Source organism: Streptomyces sp. NPDC007205 (assembly GCF_040634095.1).
Lineage (GTDB): Bacteria > Actinomycetota > Actinomycetes > Streptomycetales > Streptomycetaceae > Streptomyces.
The window spans coordinates 60,403-81,120 of record NZ_JBEYEW010000031.1; the positions used below are offsets into that span (position 1 = coordinate 60,403).

17 protein-coding genes are annotated in these 20,718 nt (G+C 71.5%); 7 read left to right on the plus strand and 10 right to left on the minus strand.

The annotated features are described in order from the left end of the window. Positions 1–118: 118 nt before the first annotated feature. Together ABZ624_RS33575 and ABZ624_RS33580 are read left to right on the plus strand one after the other, a co-directional pair. Positions 119–2,074: an IucA/IucC family protein gene (locus ABZ624_RS33575; RefSeq protein WP_360097649.1), complete on the plus strand. Its 1,956-nt coding sequence runs from the start codon at positions 119–121 to the stop codon at positions 2,072–2,074. Between the two features lie 68 nt (positions 2,075–2,142). Then, on the plus strand, positions 2,143–2,886 hold the full coding sequence (locus ABZ624_RS33580) for a GNAT family N-acetyltransferase (protein ID WP_360097652.1): 744 nt from the start codon (positions 2,143–2,145) through the stop codon (positions 2,884–2,886). Between the two features lie 24 nt (positions 2,887–2,910). Here ABZ624_RS33580 and ABZ624_RS33585 read toward each other — a convergent pair whose 3' ends face one another. Next, positions 2,911–3,540: a ScbR family autoregulator-binding transcription factor gene (locus ABZ624_RS33585; RefSeq protein ID WP_360097655.1), complete on the minus strand. Its 630-nt coding sequence runs from the start codon at positions 3,538–3,540 to the stop codon at positions 2,911–2,913. Positions 3,541–3,694: 154 nt separating this feature from the next. Further along, entirely contained in the window at positions 3,695–4,297 is a 603-nt protein-coding gene (locus ABZ624_RS33590; protein WP_360097658.1) for a TetR/AcrR family transcriptional regulator, read from the minus strand. Positions 4,298–4,594: 297 nt separating this feature from the next. Between ABZ624_RS33590 and ABZ624_RS33595 the strand changes: the two genes are divergently transcribed. The 4 genes from ABZ624_RS33595 (at position 4,595) to ABZ624_RS33610 (ending at position 9,330) form a co-directional block, all read left to right on the plus strand. Next, positions 4,595–5,656: a ScbA/BarX family gamma-butyrolactone biosynthesis protein gene (locus ABZ624_RS33595; protein WP_360097661.1), complete on the plus strand. Its 1,062-nt coding sequence runs from the start codon at positions 4,595–4,597 to the stop codon at positions 5,654–5,656. Continuing rightward, on the plus strand, positions 5,653–6,888 hold the full coding sequence (locus tag ABZ624_RS33600) for an acyl-CoA dehydrogenase family protein (protein WP_360097664.1): 1,236 nt from the start codon (positions 5,653–5,655) through the stop codon (positions 6,886–6,888). Before ABZ624_RS33595 ends, ABZ624_RS33600 begins: the two co-directional genes overlap by 4 nt. A 185-nt stretch (positions 6,889–7,073) precedes the next feature. Beyond that, positions 7,074–8,069 carry a LuxR C-terminal-related transcriptional regulator gene (locus tag ABZ624_RS33605; RefSeq protein ID WP_360097667.1) on the plus strand — a complete coding sequence of 332 codons (996 nt, stop codon included), beginning with the start codon at positions 7,074–7,076 and terminating at the stop codon, positions 8,067–8,069. A 238-nt stretch (positions 8,070–8,307) separates the two neighbouring features. Beyond that, positions 8,308–9,330, plus strand: a complete 1,023-nt coding sequence (locus ABZ624_RS33610) for an enolase C-terminal domain-like protein (RefSeq protein ID WP_360097670.1) — start codon at positions 8,308–8,310, stop codon at positions 9,328–9,330. Positions 9,331–10,229: 899 nt separating this feature from the next. On the opposite strand, the gene ABZ624_RS33615 is transcribed toward ABZ624_RS33610, so the two are convergent. The 8 genes from ABZ624_RS33615 to ABZ624_RS33650 form a co-directional block, all read right to left on the minus strand. Then, complete coding sequence (locus ABZ624_RS33615) at positions 10,230–11,270, minus strand: TauD/TfdA family dioxygenase (RefSeq protein ID WP_360097673.1); 1,041 nt, start codon at positions 11,268–11,270, stop codon at positions 10,230–10,232. 5 nt (positions 11,271–11,275) lie between these two features. Then, on the minus strand, positions 11,276–12,409 hold the full coding sequence (locus ABZ624_RS33620; protein ID WP_360097676.1) for an aspartate kinase: 1,134 nt from the start codon (positions 12,407–12,409) through the stop codon (positions 11,276–11,278). Then, complete coding sequence (locus ABZ624_RS33625) at positions 12,406–13,449, minus strand: aspartate-semialdehyde dehydrogenase (protein ID WP_360097679.1); 1,044 nt, start codon at positions 13,447–13,449, stop codon at positions 12,406–12,408. Before ABZ624_RS33625 ends, ABZ624_RS33620 begins: the two co-directional genes overlap by 4 nt. Continuing rightward, the gene (locus ABZ624_RS33630; protein ID WP_360097682.1) at positions 13,446–14,441 is read right to left on the minus strand and encodes a DMT family transporter; all 996 of its coding nucleotides are present in this window, start codon (positions 14,439–14,441) and stop codon (positions 13,446–13,448) included. Before ABZ624_RS33630 ends, ABZ624_RS33625 begins: the two co-directional genes overlap by 4 nt. Positions 14,442–14,475: 34 nt before the next feature. Then, positions 14,476–15,411 (minus strand): transporter substrate-binding domain-containing protein, encoded by a 936-nt coding sequence (locus ABZ624_RS33635; protein ID WP_360097685.1) that lies wholly within the window; start codon positions 15,409–15,411, stop codon positions 14,476–14,478. Beyond that, complete coding sequence (locus tag ABZ624_RS33640) at positions 15,408–16,748, minus strand: methylaspartate mutase (RefSeq protein WP_360097688.1); 1,341 nt, start codon at positions 16,746–16,748, stop codon at positions 15,408–15,410. Before ABZ624_RS33640 ends, ABZ624_RS33635 begins: the two co-directional genes overlap by 4 nt. After that, complete coding sequence (locus ABZ624_RS33645; protein WP_360097691.1) at positions 16,745–17,206, minus strand: cobalamin-dependent protein; 462 nt, start codon at positions 17,204–17,206, stop codon at positions 16,745–16,747. The genes ABZ624_RS33640 and ABZ624_RS33645 overlap by 4 nt, the downstream gene beginning before the upstream one ends. 176 nt (positions 17,207–17,382) lie before the next feature. Further along, positions 17,383–18,282 (minus strand): LysR family transcriptional regulator, encoded by a 900-nt coding sequence (locus ABZ624_RS33650; protein WP_360097694.1) that lies wholly within the window; start codon positions 18,280–18,282, stop codon positions 17,383–17,385. A 314-nt stretch (positions 18,283–18,596) separates the two neighbouring features. Between ABZ624_RS33650 and ABZ624_RS33655 the strand changes: the two genes are divergently transcribed. Next, on the plus strand, positions 18,597–20,588 hold the full coding sequence (locus ABZ624_RS33655; protein ID WP_360097697.1) for an ATP-dependent DNA helicase: 1,992 nt from the start codon (positions 18,597–18,599) through the stop codon (positions 20,586–20,588). Positions 20,589–20,718: the final 130 nt, after the last annotated feature.

A 20,718-nucleotide genomic window follows, 5' to 3' on the forward strand; every position in this document is an offset into this window, starting at 1 on the left:
GGTCGAGAGCGGCCTTCCGTGACACACCCCCGCCCTTTCGTTCACGCCCGCCACGCGGGAACGGCGACCGAGCGACAGCACGAGCCCCGCACCACCAGCCGGCCAACGAGGAGCCGTCATGAACGCCACCCCCACTCCCGACGGCAGCTCCGGTGCTCCCGACGAACAGGGAGACCCCGGCATCCCGGCCCCTCATGTGCCGCTCGCCGAGTCGGTTCCCCCGCAGAAGAGGCGCACCGCGGACCTCACCCGGGTGACCGAGCCCGGCGCCGACCTGCTGGAGGATCCCGACCCGCGCACCGCGGCCCAGGCCGCGGCCGTGGACAACCTGCTGCGGTGCTGGGTACGGGAGAGCGACCTCGCAGCCCCGCACAGCGGCACGCTCTGCCTTCCGCTTCCGGCCAGCGGCACCTCCCTGCTCGTGCCGGTCCGCTACTGGTCACCGACGGGCTTGCACCGCTTCGGTCCGCCACGCCTGATCAGCGCCCCCGCGGCCGCCCCTGCGGTCGACGCCGTCACCCTGGCGGCTCTGCTCGCCCGGGAGACCGCCGGTGACACGGGCAGTGCCGCTTCCGTCCCGGACCCCACAGCCACAGGCCACTTGGACGACGGTGGTCTCGTGGCCAGGGTGGCGGACTCCCAGCGTCGCACCGCGACCTTCCTCCGCGACCGGCGCGAGCACCCCCGCGATGTCCCCGACCTCTTTCTCTCCGCCGAGCAGGCCCTCCTCCTCGGACACCCGCTGCACCCGGCCCCCAAGAGCCGGGAAGGCCTGACCGAGGCCGAAACCCGCCGGTACTCACCAGAGCTGCGCGGCTCCTTCCCCTTGCACTGGATGGCCGTCGCCCCAGCCCTTCTCGCCACCGACTCGGCCTGGACCGAGCGAGGCCGTCCCGTCCCGGCCGTTCACCTCATCCGGCGCCTGGCGGAAACCGACCTCCCGCTGCCCACGGGCTACGCCGCCCTCCCCCTGCATCCGTGGCAGGCCCGTGAGCTCTGCCACCGGGAACCTCTCGCCGCCCTGCTCGACTCCGGACTCCTGCGTGACCTCGGCCCCCTCGGCACCGGCTGGCATCCCACCTCCTCCGTCCGCACGGTCCACCGATCGGGCGCCCCCGCGATGCTGAAGTTGTCCCTCGGCCTGCGCATCACCAACTCGCGCCGCGAGAACCTGCGCAAGGAACTCCACCGAGGAGTCGAGGTGCACCGGCTGCTGCGCACCGGCCTGGCCCAGCGATGGCAGGCCGCGCACCCCTGCTTCGACATCGTCCGCGACCCGGCCTGGCTCGCCGTGGACGCCCCGGACGGACCTCCCGTACCCGGACTCGACGTGGTGATCAGGCACAACCCGTTCGCCCCGACCGACGACGTCGGCTGCGTCGCCGGGCTCCTCTCGCTCCGGCCCGTGCCCGACCCGGACGGCGACCCCTCGCCGCAGCGGACCACCTGGCCCATGCGTTCCCGGCTGGCCCAGCTCGTCGAACGGCTCGCCGCACGCACCGGACGGCCCCTCGCGGCCGTTGCCGCGGAGTGGTTCCTCCGGTACCTGGAACAGGTCGTCCGTCCCGTGTTGTGGCTGGACAGCGAGGCCGGCATCGCCCTGGAGGCCCACCAGCAGAACACCCTGCTCCTGCTCGACGGCGACGGCTGGCCCGCCGGCGGCCGCTACCGCGACAACCAGGGCTACTACTTCCGCGAGTCCCGGCGAGCAGAACTGGAAGCCCGGCTGCCCGGTATCGGCGAGCGCAGTGACACCTTCGTCTCCGACGAGGTGACCGACGAACGCTTCGTCTACTACCTCGCCGTCAACAACGTGCTGGGTCTCATCGGTGCGTTCGGTGCGCAGCGCCTCGCCGACGAGCGGCTGCTCCTCGCGGCCTTCCGCCGTTTCCTCACCGACGTCGCCGCAGGGCCCACCGCACTGCGCACCTCCCTGCCCCGCCGTCTGCTCGACTCACCCGTCCTGCGCTGCAAGGCCAACCTGCTGACCCGGCTGCACGGCCTCGACGAACTCGTCGGCCCGGTCGACACCCAGTCCGTCTACGTCACCGTCGCCAACCCCCTGCACTCCTGAGCGAACCCCACCTCTCCCCGCACCACCCGAGGAACATGACCCACCTCGTCTCCTGAGAGGAGCGCACCATGCCTCCCACCGACGCGAACGCCGGCCCCAGCCCTGCCCAGCCGGCCGCTCCCGTCGCCCCGGGCGCCCCCTACACGGGGTTCGCCATCGAGGACGACGACGCGGACTGCGAGGACACGCTGGACCTGCATCTGCCCGCGGACTTCCTCGCCCTCTTCGCCAGAGGGACGGCCCATCTCCCGGACGAGCTCCCCACGTGGGGCACAGTGCTCACGCGCGTCGGGCCCTTCCACCTCGTGCCCGTGCGCATCGACGAAGACCTGCCGCTCATCCACCGCTGGATGAACGACCCCGCCGTCTCGGAGTTCTGGAACCTGGCCGGGCCCGAGAACCGGACGGAGCACCACCTGCGCACCCAACTCGGAGGCGGCGGACGCAGCGTGCCGTGTCTCGGCGTACTGGACGGCACGCCGATGAGCTACTGGGAGATCTACCGGGCGGACCTGGATCCCCTGGCCGGCCACTACCCGGCCCGTCCCCATGACACCGGGGTCCATGTGCTCGTCGGCGGGGCCGCGGATCGAGGACGGGGGCTGGGGTCCGCCCTGCTGCGAGTCGTGGCCGATCTGATCCTCGACCGGCGCCCCGCGTGCGCCCGGGTCGTGGCGGAACCCGACCTTCACAACACCCCCTCCGTCGCGGCGTTCCTGAGCGCCGGCTTCCGGTTCGCGGACGAGGTCGAGCTGCCCGGCAAGCGGGCCGCCCTCATGATCCGGGACCGGGTCCTGCGTGAGGTGTTGTAGCGCAGGCCGGTTCGGCCGGGCCGGTCAGTCGTGGGGAAGGAGGGCCTGGAGTGTGACGGTGCGTAGTTCCTGCCAGCGGTCGAGGAGGTCGGTGCGCCGGTGCAGGACGTCGGAGATGTGCTGCATGCCGTAGAAGGAGGCGACGACGACCTGGGCGGCGGCGCGCGGGGCGAGTCCTGCTTTGAGCTGTCCGGCCCGTTCGGCCTCCTCGAAGAGGCCGGTGAGGAGGTCGATCCAGCCGACGTAGGGCTCGGGCAGGGGGGTGTGGATGAGTGAGCGCTCGGACTGCAGGCGGGTGGCGGCCTGGATGGTGCGGTCGGTGTGGAAGGCCTCGGCGGTTCGGTCCAGGAGGGCGAGGATGGTGTCGCGGGGGTCGAGGTCCGGGGTGCGGACCTCCTTCAGCAGGGCGGGCCATCGCTCGTAGTTGTTCTCGACGATGGCGATGGCCATGGCTTCCTTGTTCTTGAAGTGGAAGTACACGGCGCCCTTGGTCATGCCGACGCGCTCGGCGATGTCGACGATCGAGGTGGCTTCGTAGCCGCGTTCGGCGAAGAGTTCGGCGGCGGTGTCGAGGACCTGGGCGCGGGTGCGTACGGCACGTTCCTGCTTGGGTTCCCGGCCGGTCGTGGTGCGGGCGGACGATGTGCTGTTCATGGATCTCCGGCTTTCCGGCGGGCGTGGCGCATGAAGCGGACGCAGTGTTTCAGGTTTCTTCCGCCCAAGGTTCGGGGCCTTGGGGGCCGGGCTCCCGTGCCTCACCGCTCGGGGCTGAATATACCGTCACGAAGGTATGAGCTGCTGCCGAGGGTCAGGCGTCGAGGACGGCCCCGGGGGAGCGGAGTGCGGTCGCGACGATGACCCACAGCTCTTCGACGCGGTCCTTGGCGGGCAGGTCGCCCCGCGGGACGGGAAGGTGCTGGAAGCCGAGGACCAGGGAGAGCAGCAGCTGCGCCACGGACTCGGGTGAGCAGCGCATCCGGATCTCGCCGTCGGCCTGCGCCTGTTTCGCGTTGCCCACCAGGAAGTCCCAGACCTCGGTGAGCAGGGGGCCGCTCTCCAGGGTGTCCCCCGGCATCTCCGAGGCGAGGCGGAAGGCTGCCCGCACCCGCAGGTCGGACCAGAGCCGGCCGGCCAGCGACACGGTGGAGGTGCGCAGCGCCCTCAGTGGCGCGAGCCGCGCGGACTCGATGTCCGCCAGAAGCCCGGCCCACACCGCGGCGCCATGTCGTACCAGGGTCCGGGCCAGCTCCTCCTTGGAGGAGAAGTGGCCGTAGAGCGCGCCTTTGGTCAGGCCGGTGCGGGCGACCACGCCGCCGAGCGTCGTGCGCGTGTAGCCGAGGGAGACGAACTCTTCCGCGGCGGCGTCCAGTATCGCCTCGTACGTGCGCCGCGCGCGTTCCTGCTTGACCATCCTGGGACCCCCCTTCACCCGGCATTGCGACCTCGGAACGAAAAATACCATCCCCAAGGTATGTTTCCTGCGTCCGAGCCGCCCGGTCAATGGGAGGCGGCTCTGGCGGTGACGCTCCGTGACCCGCGCCGGCGCGCGCGGGTCGTCGATTACCGGTCATGCATCCCACGATCCCAGAGATCGCCATTGCAATATACCTTCCCGCAGGTATATTTCTCGCCGGTTGCCGGGGAAGATCTCCCCCGGCCGTCTCTGTGTGCTCAGCGTCTGATTCGTCTATCTGTGTGGGGGCCAGTGATGAGTGGCGACGTGTTGGTGACGGACATACCGAAGGACACGTGGGGGGAGGGCTTCGAGCGGACCGTTCCGCAGCAACTGGTCCACAAGGAGGCGGCACACGAGGTGCTGCTGACCGACGCCGTACGGGTGCGTCCCGGACTCTTCTATCTGGCCGTGCGGCAGCCGGCCGGCCACGGGCTGTACCGCCCGGACGTCGCCGGGGGGACCGACCCGACGCTCTTCGTCGAGATGCTGCGGCAGACGGCGATCTACCTCTCGCACCGCTTCTACGGGGTGCCGCTGGAGCACCCGTTCGTGTTCTGCGGACTCGACTTCGACATCCCGGCGCCCGGTGCGGACGGCGCCGAGGACGAGTCCGTGGTGCTGGAGGTCCGCTGCCGGGAGACCAGGGAACCCACTCCGAAGCGCGCGGTGATGAGTCTGGAGGCCCAGCTCGTCTCCTCGGGCGGGGTGCGCGCCACGGGCAGCGTCTCCTGGCAGGCGGTCGACCGCGCGAGCTACGCGGCGGTACGCCGTCGCGGCGCCGACGGGGCCGTGCCGCCCGCCCCCGGTACCGCGGTCACCGCGGTGCAGCCCGGCGCACGCGTGATGGCGCCCGAACTCGTGGGCCGCGAGCGGTCCATGGACGTGGTCGTCGCCGAGTCCCGACTGCCGGACGAGACATCGGTGGGTGAGGAGCCGGGTGGCACGTGGCTGCTGCACGTCGATCAGTCCCACCCCGTGTTCTTCGACCACCCCAGCGACCATGTGCCGGGGATGCTGCTGCTGGAGGCCGTCCGGCAGGTCTCGCGGGCGGCCCTGGGGCCGGCTCCGGCGCCGCTGTACGAGTGGACGATGTCCGGTGGCGGGGTGAAGTTCGCCGCCTACTGCGAACTGACCGCACCCACCCGGCTCGTCGTACGGCAGCCCGGCGCATCCGGGACGGCGGACGAGGTCACCCTGACCGTGGAGGCCGTGCAGAACGGCAGGATCGTGGCGTCCGGCAGTGCGCGCTGGCAGGCGGCCCCGGCTGCCGCCTCGGCCGCGGTCCGTCCCGGCGTGCAGGAGGTCTTCGCGTGATCCGGTCCTCCGCTTCCACCCCCGGCGACTCCGAGCGGGAACAGCACACCTCCCCGGCCGCGGGCCTGTCGGTGCGCCGTGCGGCCCGGGTCGCGGCATGGCACGCCGACGAGGCCGACGTACGGCGCCGACTCGATCTCGACGTGGTCGTGGAGATGGCCCGGGCCGGCTTCAACCGGCACTTCGTGCCCGCTGAACACGGGGGCACGGAAGGCTCGTTCACCGATCTGGTGCAGGCCGCCGCGCACGTCGGTGAGGGCTGCACCTCGGCGGCCTGGGTGGGGACGCTCTTCGCCGCCCATGGCCGGCTCGCCTCCTACCTGCCCGGGCGCGCCCGGCGGGACCTGTGGGGCACGTCCCCCGACACCCGCATCGCGGCAGGCATCGCACCGCCGGGGCTGCGCGCCGCCACCGTCCCCGGCGGCTGGCTGCTCAGCGGCGAGTGGCCGAACGTCAGTGGCGTGGACTTCGCCGACTGGGTTCTGCTCTCGGCACTCGCCGAGGGATCGGGCGGCGTGGGGTCCGATGGCGTGGGATCCGGCGGCGTGGGCTCCGGCGGTGAGGCCTCCCGGGGTGAGGGCTCCGGGGGCGAGGTGCCCACGCTCCTGCTCGTCCCGATCGAGGACTGCGAGGTCCTCGACACCTGGAACCCGCTCGGTATGCGGGGCACCGGCAGCAACACGGTCCGGCTCGACGGTGTCTTCGTGCCCGCGCACCGCGCGGTGCCCCGGGCCCGGCTGCTCGTTCCGCGCGAGCAGGGCGCGGCGCGCTGTCACAGCGTTCCCTACCTGCTCGTGGCGGCGCTGATGTTCGCGGCACCGGTGCTCGGCGCCGCCCGTGGCGCGCTGACGGACTGGACCCGCGCCGCCGTGGACCGCAGGGGTCCGGACGGCGGCCGGGCGGACTCGACGCCCGCCCTGCACACGGCACTTGCCCGCTCGTCGGCCGGGCTGCGGGCCGCCGAGCTGCTGCTGGACGGTGCCGCCCGGCGCGCCGACGCGGCACGGATCGAGCCCCTGGCGGTGGCGGAGACGGTGCGGGACGTGGTGGCCGCCGTCGAGATGTGCGTGGCCGCCGCGGACCGGCTGTTCCGTACGACCGGCAGCCGGGGGCAGGCCCAGCAGGACCCCGTCCAGCGCCGCTGGCGTGACATCCAGTCCGCGTCGACGCATGCGATGCTCCGCTTCGACGCTTCGGCGCAGTCCTACGCGCAGGCCGTCTTCGGAGCCTGACTCGCCCGACTCACGGGAGTCTCCCGTTCCACTCGCGGCCGCCGCCGCGCGGCGCGCGCAGCGCGCCCGCGTCGGCGGCCGGCCGCAGGTCGCGTGCACGGCCGTTTCTTCTCTGGAAAAAATACCTTCGAGAGGGTATGTTATTAGCTACTCGGAGGGTCAGGGGGACGGAGGCAATGGACGGTATGAGCGCACCGACCATCGGGTCCCAGGCCCTGAGACTGTTCGAGTACGCATCGGCCCGCAGCGACTGGACCGTGCGTACCGCCTGCGAGCAACTCGACAGCAGCGTCGACGAGATCGAGCAGGCCCGTCAGGAACTCCTGGGACTCGGCCTGCTCATCGAGGTGTCCGAGGGCGCTTCGGCGACCGGGGAGCGGACCGTCAGGGCGACCGCCCCGGAGGCCGCACTGCTCAGGCTGCTCACGGCCGAGGAGCAGGCGGTCATGGAACTGACCGAGCAGATCCGGCGGACCCGCGAGCGCGTCGGCGCGATGCGCGAGGCGTTTCTGCCGCTGCACACGGCGCGGACGAGCGGCCTCGAGGTGGTCACCAGCCCGGAGAAGATCGCACGCGTCCTCGGCGATGCCGCCGACATGGCCACGTCGGAGATCCTGAGCATGCACCCCGGCCCCGTGATGCCGCCGGACGTGCTAGCCCAGGGACTCCGGCGCGACCGGCGGGTCCTGGACCGGGGGGTGTCGATGCGCAGCATCCATCTGCGGCCCATGACCCGGATCACCCATGCGATGACCCATCTGCAGGAGCTGCGGGCAGCGGGCGCGGACCTGAGGATCGCCAGCATCGTGCCGTTCCGGTTCATCCTGGTCGACCGGGTGCAGGCGCTGGTGCCCGCCCTGCACGTCCGATCGAGCGGCGCGATGATGGTGCTGCGCGGTGAGGCCGTCACCGCACTGCTGGCTAAGGTCTTCGAGATGTGCTGGGCGTCCGCCGCTCCCCTGGACGCGGCCGAGTCCGGCCAGGAGTCCGGGTTCACCTCCCAGCAGCTGTGGATGCTGCGGCTGATGGCCACCGGCCGCAAGGACGAGGCGATCGCCCGCGAACTCGGTGTGTCCGTCCGGACGTTGCGCAGGATGATGGCGGACCTGATGGCGCGGCTGGGCGTGGACAGCCGGTTCCAGGCAGGCATCACGGCGGCGAAGCTGGGCCTGCTGGACTGAGGGCCTCTCGCCCGGATCCTGTCGGCGTCGCGGGGCTCCGGTCGGCCGGCAGGCGGCCGTAGCCCGAAGCCGGCCTGATGTGTGAGGAGCGGCCCTGGGCGGTCGGGGTGGCTGCCGGCCTTCGGTTGTCCGGTTGGGGCCAGGCCGCCATGGGCAGGGCTTTCGTGCTGGCCCTTGCCGGGGCCGGTGGACAGGATGGTGCTCCGGCAACGTGCCAGTTGAGTCAGGAGCCCTCCTCGTGTTCGACCCGGTACTCCTCAGATCCCTGACGGGGACACCGCTGCGGGTCCAGTGCGCCGTACTGCCCGTGCCCGCACCCGACGGCGGAGCCGTCGACGTGCCGCGCGAGTGGGCCGTACTGCGCGTCAGGCTGCGGGGAGCGGGCAGCACCGGGCGGGGAGAGGCCACGCTCCTGCCGTATCTGGAGGCGGACAGCCGCGAAGCCGTCAGCGAGCAACTGGCCTCGGTCGAAGCCCAGCTGGCGCATGTGATCAGCCCGGTCGAACTGCTGGACATGCTGCCGCCGGGCCCCCTGCGCAGCGCCCTCGACACCGCGCTGTGGGACCTGCTGGCCAAGCGCAGCGGGCAACGGACCTGGGAACTGCTCGGGGTTCCCCGGCCGCGCCCGGTACCGGTCGTCCGCACCCTCCCGCTGCTGGAGCACACCCGGCTGGAGACCGAACTGCGCCACAGCGACGGCTTCTCCTCGCTCAAGCTGAAACTCGGGGCCGGCGCCGTCGAGGACGACCTCGCCCGGCTCGACGCGGTGCGCCGTCATCGGCCCGACGCCTGGCTGATGGCCGACGCCGAGGGCGGGTGGGACGTGGACCGGTTGCACGCGATGCTGCCGAAGCTCGCGGACCACGGGGTGCGGGTGCTCGAACAGCCGCTGCCCGAGGCCGAGTCGGCGGCGCTCGTCACCCTGCGCCGCCCGTTCCCGATCATCGCCGATCTGTCCCGGGGCGAGGTCGGGGACATGGGGCGGCTCGTGGCCCGGTACGACGGGATCAACCTCAAACTGGACGCCGTGGGCGGTCTCACCACGGCCCTCGCCATGATGGAGCAGGCGGAGCAGCGGGGTCTGCTCGTGCTGCTCGGCTCACCGCCCGCGACCGCGCGGTCCTGGGCGGCGACCCTGCACGCGGCCACCGCGGCGGACCTGGTGAACGTGCCGCAGACGCTGTGCGTCCCGGGGGAGCCTCACGAACCACAGCGGCCGAACGGCCCCCGGGCGCGACCCGCCACGGACCTCTGGGGCTGACCCCGCCCGCCCCGAGGCCCTTCGGCCGGGTGGGCGAGTCGTCAGCCCCAGATCAGGTCGTCCTCTGCCGCCGCGGCCGGGGCCGGCGACGCGGCGGAGTCGGTGTTGCTGCGACGGAACTCTCGCGTAGTGCTCATGGTGGTCTTCCTCCGTGCGGGGGCGCTTGCCGGACCGGCAACAGGTGATGTGGTCGGCCCCACCGATCATCCGACGTACCCGGGCGGGAAACAGCCGCCCACGCCTGGCCGTCACGGGAATGACCGGTTGATGCCACAGCGGCCGGGGGCCGCCCCGGACCGCGAAACGGCGGGCTGCAAAGCGCCGGGCCGAAGCCGCGGGTCGGAAAGCCGCAGCTCGGGAGGCCCGGTTCAGGTGGCGAGCCCGCCGGTCGCCGGGCCGGAAAGCCGCGGGCCGGAAAGCCGCGGGCCGGAAAGCCGCGGGTCGGAAGGCCGTGGTTTGGGAGGCCGCGGTTGCGGTGGCGAACCCCGTCGGTTCCGGGCCGGTAGCGGCGGGTCGGAAGGCCGCAGTTTGGGAGGCGGCGAGCCCGCCGGCTCCGGGCCGTAAACGGCGGGCCGCAAGGCCGCGGACAGGGAGGCGGCGAGCCCGCCGGTCGGCGGGCCGGAAACGACAGGCCGGACAGCCACGGGCCGTAAAGCCGTGAGGCGGAAGGCACGGGCCGTAAAGCCGTGGGCTGGAAGGCACGGGCCGTAAAGCCGTGGGGCGGAAGCCACAGGCCGTAAAGCCGTGCGGCGGAAAGCACGGGCCGTGAAGCCGTGGGGCGGAAGGCGGCGGGCCCCGCCGGTCGCCGGGGGGTGAGCCGGGCGGCCTGCGGGGCGCGCGGGGGTGGGCAGGTGCCGCTCTGCGGTGAGCGGCACGCCCGGTCGGAGCCGGCCGGCGGCTCAGTAGTGCACGCGGCGGTTCTGCTCCGTCACGCGGTACCGCACGTTCCACAGGCTCCGGCGTACATAGGTCCGCTGCAGCCAGCGGTCCCGGCCGTCGTACCGCGCCGTGAACGTGGACCGGGCGTGCACCCCCTTCCGGTTGTTGATCAGCAGCGCCTGGCCCGGGCGCAGCTGGACGCTGTGCGCTACCTGGCGGCAGACCTGCTGCAGCGTCTCCAGCGCCTCCCGCGCCCCAGTGGTGAGCGGGTGCACACCGTTGGCGGAGATCGCGATCTCCGGGAAGTCGTGATGGCCGCTGATCATCGGCACCGGCTCGGACAGCACGTCCTGCCCACCGGCGACGTCACGCACGTAACTGCCCGGCGCGTTCAGCCGGAACAGCGGGCTGCGCAGGGTGTCGAGCATCTCCGGCGTGAGCGCGGCCGAGATGTCACGGGCATCGGCGTAGAAGGTGCCGGCCACGCCCTCGTGGTCGGAACGCAGGCAACTGAGTACGAGGAAGTCGGGGTTGGCCACGTCGTACCGGCCGATCACGTCGTGCATGATGTCGCTGTGGAAGTTGAGGAAGGTCTCGGACCCCTGGTTGGTCTGGGTCCGCGCTCCTCCCTGGACCGGAATGACGTCGTGCACCAACTGGCCGGCCTTCTCCGTGAGCACGCCCATGGGCTCACCGAGCAGACCGCTGAGGCCCAGCAGCACGCCCTCCGCCACGAACGACGTCTTCTCCCGGCTCGGCCCGCCGTCCGACGGCGTGTCGGGCAGCTCCGGGTCCACCGGCAGGTTGCTGATCAGGCTGACACCGGGAGTGTCGATGTGCCGGCCGAAGTCCAGGATCTGCTGCAGCAGCGCCGTCGGCAGCGTCGCGAAGGTCTGCAGCAGCCGGGTCATCGAGTGGTCTATGTCGATGTTCGGGTCCGGCAGTCGCTCCAGCTGTTCCCCGAGCGCGTCCCGTACCGCGTCGGGCAGGGCGATCTCGCGGAAGGTCTCCCTGGCGACGGGTTCGGTGGCCGGCACGGTGTGGACGGTGGTCGCGGTCATGGCTGTCACACTCCTTGCATCTCGAGCAGCGGCGCGTCCGGGGCAAGGTCCGCGCCGGGACGGTTCACGTAGTCGTGCAGGCGCTGCGTGAGGTGCAGCGCGTCCTCCTCGTCGGCGGCGAGCCGGGTGGCCACCTGGCTGCCGCGCACCGCGGTCACCGGAATGCCCGCGTACTCACCCGGAGTCAGCCCGTTGCGCCGCTGGAACTCCGGCAGGTCGACGAAACCGCCGGTGACGGCGACCAGCGGGCCCGACGTCAGACGGACGACATCGATGTTGGCGCCGTGGAAGACGGTGTACGCCTGGTCGGCCAGCTCCTCCGTCGCGTACCGCAGGGCCGCCGAACGCTGGTTCAGGACGACCGCGGCCACCGAGGAACCCGCGGTACCGATCACCGAACCGCGCGGGAACGGCGGCCGGTTGTAGCGGCACACGATCTCGATCCGATTGCGCTGGGCGAGCCGGACGGCCCTTCGGTGCAGCACCTTCGCGCCGTACAGTGACATCAACGCCGCCGTGTTGTACGACACTTCGCCGAGCAGCCGGGCGCCCGTGATCAGGTGCGGGTCGGAGCTGTAGATGCCGTCGACGTCCGAGTGGATCTCGCAGCTGTGCGCGCCGACCGCCGCCGCGACCGCCACCGCCGACAGGTCCGAGCTGTTCTTGCCCAGCCAGGTCGGCCGGCCCTCCTGGTCGGCGGCCTGGCCGCCCGGCACCACCACGACCTCGTGGTCGCGGACCGCCGTACGCAGCGGCTCCGGGTCGGTGTGCTCCAACCGGGCCCACATGAACGACGAGTCCGTGGTCAGCCCCAGCTGGTGGCCGGCGAGCACCGTGGCGCTGCGGCCCGTCCGGTGCAGTGCCGTGGCGAGCAGCTGCGCGCCCACCGTGTCGGCGAGGGTCAGCAGACCGGCGACGGTCTCGTCCTCCGGGTGCGGGTTGACCTGGCTGAGCCGCTCGCGGAACTGCTCCGTCTCACCGGGCTGGCCGCTCACCACGACCACCAGGCGGCTGCCCTCTTCGTCCATCCGCCGGGACAGAGACTCGGCGAGTTGCTGGTACGCGGCCAGGGTGCGGAAGCTGGAGCCGCCGAACTTCAGGACCGCGGGCGGCTGCTGCGTCGGTGGTGCGGCTGTCACAGGGTCCCCCGGGCGATCAGTTCTTCGGCGATCTGGATGGCGTTGAGCGCGGCGCCGATGGTGAGGTTGTCGGCGACCAGCCAGAGCCAGAAGGCGCGCGGATTGTTCGGGTTCACGCGGACGCGGCCGACGTGCACCCGGTTGGGGTCGTCGATGGTCGTGGGCGTCGGGAACTCGCGCGGCGACTCACGGTCGTGCACCGTCACCTCGGGCAGCGCCGCCAGCACCTCGACGAGTTCGGCGCGGTCGACCACGCCCTGTGCCTCGATCCACACGGTCTCCGAGTGGCCCGTGACGACCGGCACCCGCACACAGGTGGTGGTGACGTCCAGATGGGGTATGCCGAGGATCTTGCGGGACTCCTGGAGCATCTTCTGCTCCTCCAGCGTGAAGCCGGTGTCCAGGAAGCGGTCGATCTTCGGAATGACGTTGAAGGCCAGTGAGGGCGTGAACTCCTTGGCGGGGTACGGCTCGTCGGGGTTCTCCAGGGCGGCCCGGCTCGACTCGCGCAGTTCCTCGACGCCCGGGTGCCCCAGCCCCGACGCGGCCTGATAGGTGCTGACCACGGCCTGCCGCACACCCCACCGCTCCTCGATCCCCTTCAGCAGCCGTACCAGCGGGATGGTCGAGCAGTTGGGGTTCGCGATCACCCCGGACTTGGGGCGCCGGTCCAGCTCGTGCGCGTTGACCTGCGGTACGACCAGCGGGGTGTCCGGGTCCATGCGGTAGGCGATGGTGTTGTCGATGACCACGGCGCCGGCGGCGGTGGCCTTCGGCACCCACTGCTGGCTGGCCTCGGTGCCCGCGGAGAAGAACGCCAGGTCGACGGTGGAGAAGTCGAACTCGTCCACGGCCTGCACGGGATACCGCACACCGTCGACGCTCAGCTCGGTGCCCGCCGAACGGGCCGAGGCGACCAGCTGGATGTCGCGGTAGCGCAGGCCGCGCTGCTCGATCAGGTCGATGAGCGTGTTGCCGACGGCGCCGGTGGCGCCGACGATGGCGATCCGGGGGGCGGCGGGGTCGGTGACGCGTGTCATCGGTTTCCTCCAGACTTGATCTCGACCTTGGGCTCGGTGCCGCGTACGGCCTCGGTGCCGGCGGCGGGCGCGGTGGCCGCCGCCTTGGCCGCGCGGCCCTTGAAGGACCAGCCGAGGTTGATGCCGAGGCTGGCGGCGACGATCATCGGGATGCCGAGGGCCTGCAGCAGGCTGACGCTGTGCCCGTACACGGCCCAGTCCATGAGCATCGCGACGGCGGGGTACACGAACGCCAGGACGGCGATCTTCGGGGTGGGCAGCTTCTGGTACGAGGAGTACATGAGGACGTACATCACGCACGTGTGGATGACGCCCAGGCCGACCAGCCAGCCCCAGCCGGCGCCCAGGTTCTTGGCCTCGCTCAGCGTGGTGAAGGGCAGCAGCAGGAAGATGCCGAGCACCAGCTGCACCAGGGCGACCAGATGCGGCTTCACACCGGTGACCCGCTTGGTGATCAGGGTCGAGACGCCGTAGAAGACGGCGGCGAGCAGCGCGTAGCCGAGGCCCGCCAGATAGGCGCTGTCCCCGCTGCCGGTCAGGTCGGACGCCGACACCCCGGCGACCAGGACCAGTCCGGCGAAGGCCACCCCGAGCCAGCCGACCTTGCTGGCCGTGATCTTGTCACGGAAGATCAGCGAGCCGAGGAGCATCACGTAGAAGGGCTGCGTGTGGTAGACGACCGTCGCCACGGAGATCGACGTGCCCTGGTACGACTTGAAGAGGAAAGCCCAGTTGAACACGATGAACGCGCCGCCGAGCGCCGCCAGGCCGAGCTTCTTGGCGGTGAAGCCGTGGTTCTTGAAGAAGCCGCGCACCAAGCAGTAGAGACCCAGCGCGATCGTGCCGAACAGGCAGCGGAAGAACACCACGTTGAAGGGTGAAGCGCCGGATTCGATCACGAAGACGCCCAGGGTGCCGGAGAGCACCATGGCGAGCGTCAGCTCGATCGCTCCCTTTGTCTCCTGGTTCGGTGCCCGAGTGTCGGTACTCATGTGAAGTGCCTTTCTGGGGGGTAGGGGCGGTTGGTCAGTGCAGGGGCACGGCGTAGTGCAGGCCGCCCCTGGTCCACAGCTCGTTGAGTCCGCGCGGCACGGCGAGGCCGGTCGCCGGGCCGAGATTGCGTTCGTAGACGTCCGCGTACGTGCCGACCGCGGACAGGACCCGGGCGGCCCAGTCCCGGTCGAGGCCGACGGCCGGCCCGTGCACGCCCGCGGTCTCGGCGGCCTGGGCCAGCGCCTTCTCCCGCTCGCCCACCTCGTCCACCTGGTGTTCGGCGGACACGAGGAGCTGCAGCACCCACCGGCACAGCCGGAACCAGGCCGGGTCGTCGTCGCGTACGGCCGCCGCCATCGGCTCCCGCGAGATGGCCGTGTCGAGGATGCGGTGGGCCGCGGGGTCGTCGAGCGCGGCCCGCTCCCCGGCGAGCGCCACCCGGTCGAGGACGTAGGCCGTGCACGCGCCGGCGGCGTAGGCGGCGAGCGTCTCGCCCGGCGTGGTGTACGCCACCGGTTCGACGGCCAGTCCCCGACCGCCGTACCAGGAAGCCAGGTTGGTTGCGCTCGTGGTTCCGGCCTGCACGGCCACGCGGTGCCCGGCCAGCTCCTCGGGACGGGTGATCCCGCTGTCCGCGCGTACCAGGAAGCCCTCGCCGTCGTAGCAGGTGACTCCCGCGAACAGCACGGGCAGGGAAGCCTCCCGGCCCAGGGTCCAGCTGACATTGCAGACGGTCAGGTCGACCTCGCCGGACGCCAGCCGGCCGAGCCGCTGCGCCGGATCGGTGGGGGCCCATTCGACGGCGTCCGCGCTGCCCAGGGCGGCAGCGGCCACGGCCCGCGCGACATCGGTGTCGAGGCCGCTCCACCGGCCGTCGTCGCCGCGCAGCGACAGCCCGCGGATGCCGCGGCTGACCGCGGCCCGGAGGACACCGCGCTCGCGCACGGCGTCCAGGGTGGGTGTGCTCATGACATGCTCCTGGTGGGGGAGTACTGCAGCCCCCTGAGGTGCTGCACATTGGTCAGTTGCTCGCGGTCGAAGCGGCGTTCGTTGAAGCCGAGCATCGTCAGCAGCCCCTTCGCGCTGACCGGCCGGCGGGTGCCGCCGTGCGCCACCCGCAGGGGCATCCGCCCGGGCTCCGCCCAGCGCAGCATGCCCCCCCCGTCCACATACGCCCGCGATCTGTTGGCGTTGTCCTGGTGCAGGCAGTACGGCACGTCCAGATGGCCCCGTGCGAAGGCCCGGACCAGCGACTCGCCGACGGTCGGCGCCAGCTCCAGGGTGCTGTCGATCAGCAGCCGGGCCTCTTCGTAGATGCCCGTGTCCGTGGCCTCGACGTCCGGCACCCGGCCCGCCTCGTCCCGCGCGATGGCGTCGGCGAACTCCAGGGCGTCCACGTTCTCGGCGATCGTGGGAATCCGGTGCGCCTCCGCCGGGGTCTTCACGATCAGCCGCTCGCTGCCGCTGCGCACCGCGAGGCGGACGCTCTCCTCCAGGATCCGGTACGAGCCCACGGGAGTACGCGGGAACACCCCCATGAACGTGTAGAGCACCACGTGCCAGTCGGCCTGCGGCAGGCGCTCGCCCGCGAGCCGGCGCAGGGCCGCGATCGCCTCCAGATCCTGTCCCGGGTGGGTCTGCTGCGCATAGCTCAGGGAGATGTCGCTCAGTCCGTGCTCGCGGAAGAACAACGCCTCCAGCACGCTCAGCGCGACCAGCAGACTCGGCGGGCACAACTGCCCGAGCATGCAGCCGCCGAAGCTCTCCAGATGCATCGGCACCGGCTGCGCGGCGATCAGCTCGCAGCACTGGGCCCAGGCCTTCACCGCTTCGCTGATCGGCGCTCGGCTGTAGGGCAGGCAGTACGAGACGGGACCGCCCTCGGTGGCGTCCACGCCGGCCGCCACCATCGCCTGGAACAGCGGGTATGGCAGCGCGGAACCGTGCCTGACCTGGACGGGGAAGTCGTCCCCCGACACCGCGTCCAGCAACTGCCGGGTGGTCCCGGGTCCGTGCGCCACCAGCGGGAAACCGTTCAGCTCCGCGCCGGTGCGCAGGGCCGCCCGCGCCGAGTCGTGGTCGTTGACCCGGGTGTAGCTGTCCAGGGTGATCGTGCCCACCGAGGTGGCGTCGGCGGCCCGCACCCCGAGCAGTCCCTCGCGCATCGTGGCAAGATCCGCGAAGCCCATCCGAGGCTGGACGACGAGACGCCCCTGTCCATGCGCCTCCCGAATGTGGCGGGAGAACCGCCCCAGCGGCCCGCTCCCGGCCACGGGATATTCGTTTGCGCGCGCCGGTGTGTTCACGCGGCGGCCCCGGAGGTGAGTTCGGGCCGTTCCGCGCTTTCCAGGGTCGCCAGGAATTCCTGGAATCCGTCGATACCGCCGTCCGCCTCGAATACCGCGTCGAATCCGCTGAGCGCGAGCTCCTCGGCGAACACGATGTTCTCAGCGCCGCGCACGCCCAGCTTTCCGCCGATGACCACACGCAGGTCCGCCAGATCCGGCTCGCTGCGTATGCGGCGGATCAGACGCAGTCCGTCGAGATGGCCATGGCCGTTCACCGTGCTGATGACCAGCGCGTCCGGCCGGGACCGCCGGCACTCCTCGATGATGAGCTCATCCGGCACGCAGGCACCCAGATTGACGACGTCCGCGCCCTGCTCCTCGAGCAGCAACTGCAGAAAGACCAGATTCCACATATGGGCGTCGGAAGACACGCTCGACACGACAAACTTCTTCGCCGGGAGCATGACTTGAGACATAAGAGGTTCTCCTTGCCGCTGAAACTGTGACTCTCTGAGTCTCCGTACCGGGCTGTGGCAGAGTCCAGAAAACCGGTTCGGTATTACAGATGGGCTTTATCGAGCCGCTCGATCGACGAGAACGAGGTCGGGCCCTGACCGCATACCGCTCCTGCTTTTCCGGACGCTCCCGCCGCTCAGGGCTCCTGGTATTCCCGGCTGAGGAATTCGATGACCTGCTCCACGAACACCTGGCGCTCGCGCGACAGCTGCGACCCCTTGCGCCAGGCGAGCTGGGTGTACAGCTCGAACGGCGGCTCCCAGGCCAGCGGCACCAGCGATCCGGCGGCCAGTTCGTCGGCGACCGTCATCCGCGGGAGCAGACTGATCCCGAGCCCCGCGCCGACACCGCGCTTGATCGCCTCGATGTTGCCGAACTCCAGGAACGGCACCGGTTCACCGGAGCCGTCGTTCAGCTCCGCCTCCAGCAGCTCCCGGTAGGCGCACCCCGCCTCCGGCGCGAGCACCGACTCCTGGCGCAGCTCGTCGGTCTCCACCTTGGTCTCGTCAGCGAGCCGGTGGCCCGGAGCGGCCACGATGACGAGCGGCTCGACGCCGAGGACCTCGCTGTGCACACCCGAGTGCTGGGTCTCGGCCTCCATCAGGAAGCCCGCGTCGAACACCCCCTGCCGCAGCGAATGCAGGGTCTCGGCGCACAGGCTGGGCCGCAGCGCGATCTGCAGCCGCGGGTAGCGGTGGTGGAAGTACTCCAGGACGGGCGGCATGCGGTAGGAGGTGATGCTCTCCATCGTGCCGATCGTCAGCACCCCCTCCGGCCGCGCGTCCGGCGATGCCGCACCGCGCGCCTCGTCCGCGAGCGACAGCATCTGGGCCGCGTACGGCAGCAGCCGCGTACCCGCCGGAGTGAGCTTGACCTTGCCCGCGACCCGCTCGAACAGCTCGCTGCCGAGGGATACTTCGAGGCCCTTGATCTGCGCGGTCACGCTGGACTGCGCGTAGCTGAGTTCGGCCGCGGCCCGGGTGAAGCTCCCCAGCGTGGCCACACGGTGAAAGGTCCGGAGTTGCCGGATGTCCATTGGTCTCTCCCGGAGGGATGCGGACGGAAATAGATCCACGGTGGTCGAGACATCGAGCCTGCCGACCCGCCCCGCGCGGCGGAAGGAGATCGCGGTGGCACACAGTGCCCACGGCAGAGATGTGCCGGGGGGCGGGAGCCGCGCGGACGTCGGCAGCGTGGGCCGGCCGGGGGCGGACGTCGGTGCGTTGCGGGGCGGTACGAGCGGCGTCACCCGTGAGGATGTCGTCTGCGGGCAGCCGGCCCGGAGCCCCGCCCCCGCTGTCCGCTTCCGGCCCACGTTTGTCAGTGCCGGGCCGTAGGGTTGGTCACGCTATGACGAAGCCCCCACTCCCTGAACTCCTGCATGCCGCCGTCACCGCTGTCGGCGGTACGGAGCGCCCCGGCCAGGTGACCATGGCCGAAGCGGTCGCCGAGGCGATCGACGACGGATCCCACCTGCTGGTCCAGGCCGGCACCGGCACCGGTAAGTCGCTCGGCTATCTCGTGCCGGCGCTCGCGCACGGGGAACGGGTGGTCGTCGCCACGGCCACCCTCGCCCTGCAGCGCCAGCTCGTGGAGCGCGACCTGCCCCGCACGGTCGATGCCCTGCACCCGCAGCTGCGCCGCCGCCCGGAGTTCGCGATGCTCAAGGGCCGGTCGAACTATCTCTGCCTGCACCGCCTGCACGAGGGAATGCCGCAGGACGAGGAGGACGGCCTCTTCGACCAGTTCGAGGCCGCGGCGCCCACCAGCAAGCTGGGCCAGGACCTCCTGCGGCTGCGTGACTGGTCGGACGAGACCGAGACCGGCGACCGGGACGATCTCACCCCGGGTGTGTCGGACCGTGCCTGGGCGCAGGTGTCGGTGTCGTCGCGGGAGTGCCTGGGCGCGTCGAAGTGCGCGTACGGCGCCGAGTGCTTCGCCGAGATGGCCCGCGAGCGTGCGAAGCTCGCCGACGTCGTGGTCACGAACCACGCACTGCTCGCCATCGACGCCATCGAGGGCGCGCCGGTGCTGCCGCAGCACGAGGTGCTGATCGTGGACGAGGCCCACGAACTCGTCTCGAGGGTCACCGGCGTCGCGACCGGCGAACTCACACCCGGCCAGGTCAGTCGCGCGGTGCGCCGCGCCGCCAAGCTCGTCGACGAGAAGGCCGCCGATCAGCTCCAGACCGCTGCGGAGGGCTTCGAGCGGCTGATGGAGCTGGCCCTGCCGGGCCGCCTGGAGGAGATCCCGGAAGATCTCGGTTACGCCCTCATGGCACTGCGGGACGCCGCCCGTACGGTCATCACCGCGCTCGGCTCCACCCGCGACAAGTCGGTGCAGGACGAGGACGCGGTGCGCAAGCAGGCGCTCGCCTCGGTGGAGTCGGTCCACGACGTGGCCGAGCGGGTCCTGAACGGCTCGGAGTGGGACGTCGTCTGGTACGAGCGGCACGACCGCTTCGGCGCGTCCCTGCGGATCGCCCCCATGTCGGTCTCGGGCCTGCTCAGGGAGAAGCTCTTCGCCGACCGCGCCGTCGTCCTCACCTCCGCGACCCTCAAGCTGGGCGGCGACTTCAACGGCGTCGGCGCCTCGCTGGGGCTCGCCCCCGAGGGCGTCGAGGGCGAGGATCTGCCGCAGTGGAAGGGCGTCGATGTCGGCTCGCCGTTCGACTACCGCAGGCAGGGCATCCTCTACGTCGCCAAGCATCTCGCACGGCCCGCGCGTGACGGTGAGCGCTCCGACATGCTGGACGAGCTGACCGAGCTCATCCAGGCGGCCGGCGGCCGCACGCTCGGGCTGTTCTCGTCCATGCGGGCCGCACAGCTCGCGGCGGAGGAGCTGCGCTCCCGGATTCCCGAGTTCCCGATCCTGCTCCAGGGCGAGGAGACCCTCGGTGAACTGATCAAGAACTTCGCGGCCGACCCGAAGACCTGCCTGTTCGGCACGCTGTCCCTGTGGCAGGGCGTCGACGTCCCCGGCCCCAGCTGCCAGCTGGTCGTCATGGACAAGATCCCGTTCCCGCGGCCCGACGATCCGTTGATGAGCGCCCGGCAGAAGGCGGTGGAGGACGCGGGCGGCAACGGCTTCATGGCGGTGGCCGCCACGCACGCGGCCCTGCTCATGGCCCAGGGCGCCGGCCGGCTCGTCCGCGCGTCGGGGGACCGGGGCGTGGTCGCCGTACTGGACCAGCGACTGGCCACCGCACGGTACGGCGGCTATCTCAAGGCGTCACTGCCGGACTTCTGGTACACGACGGACCGCAACCAGGTGCGCAAGTCGCTCGCGGCGATCGACGCGGCGGCCAAGGAGGCGGAAGCGGAGCCCGCGGAGGCGAAGTGACCGCGGGGTGGGGGGGGGGGGGGCCGGGGGGGGGCCCCCCCCCCGCGCCGACCGCCCTGACCCCCCCCCCCCGGGAGGCGCGGGGGGCGCAAGGATTAAGCGCGGTCTCGCAAGGCCCCACCACCGACAC

Bases quoted from the DNA above. Each gene is read 5' to 3' on its own strand.
- ABZ624_RS33575 (WP_360097649.1), top strand. From the start codon at position 119: ATGAACGCCACCCCCACTCCCGACGGCAGCTCCGGTGCTCCCGACGAA.
- ABZ624_RS33595 (WP_360097661.1), top strand. From the start codon at position 4,595: ATGAGTGGCGACGTGTTGGTGACGGACATACCGAAGGACACGTGGGGG.
- ABZ624_RS33655 (WP_360097697.1), top strand. From the start codon at position 18,597: ATGACGAAGCCCCCACTCCCTGAACTCCTGCATGCCGCCGTCACCGCT.
- ABZ624_RS33650 (WP_360097694.1), bottom strand. From the start codon at position 18,282: ATGGACATCCGGCAACTCCGGACCTTTCACCGTGTGGCCACGCTGGGG.
- ABZ624_RS33605 (WP_360097667.1), top strand. From the start codon at position 7,074: ATGAGCGCACCGACCATCGGGTCCCAGGCCCTGAGACTGTTCGAGTAC.
- ABZ624_RS33630 (WP_360097682.1), bottom strand. From the start codon at position 14,441: ATGAGTACCGACACTCGGGCACCGAACCAGGAGACAAAGGGAGCGATC.
- ABZ624_RS33635 (WP_360097685.1), bottom strand. From the start codon at position 15,411: ATGAGCACACCCACCCTGGACGCCGTGCGCGAGCGCGGTGTCCTCCGG.
- ABZ624_RS33590 (WP_360097658.1), bottom strand. From the start codon at position 4,297: ATGGTCAAGCAGGAACGCGCGCGGCGCACGTACGAGGCGATACTGGAC.
- ABZ624_RS33625 (WP_360097679.1), bottom strand. From the start codon at position 13,449: ATGACACGCGTCACCGACCCCGCCGCCCCCCGGATCGCCATCGTCGGC.
- ABZ624_RS33580 (WP_360097652.1), top strand. From the start codon at position 2,143: ATGCCTCCCACCGACGCGAACGCCGGCCCCAGCCCTGCCCAGCCGGCC.
- ABZ624_RS33585 (WP_360097655.1), bottom strand. From the start codon at position 3,540: ATGAACAGCACATCGTCCGCCCGCACCACGACCGGCCGGGAACCCAAG.
- ABZ624_RS33645 (WP_360097691.1), bottom strand. From the start codon at position 17,206: ATGTCTCAAGTCATGCTCCCGGCGAAGAAGTTTGTCGTGTCGAGCGTG.
- ABZ624_RS33615 (WP_360097673.1), bottom strand. From the start codon at position 11,270: ATGACCGCGACCACCGTCCACACCGTGCCGGCCACCGAACCCGTCGCC.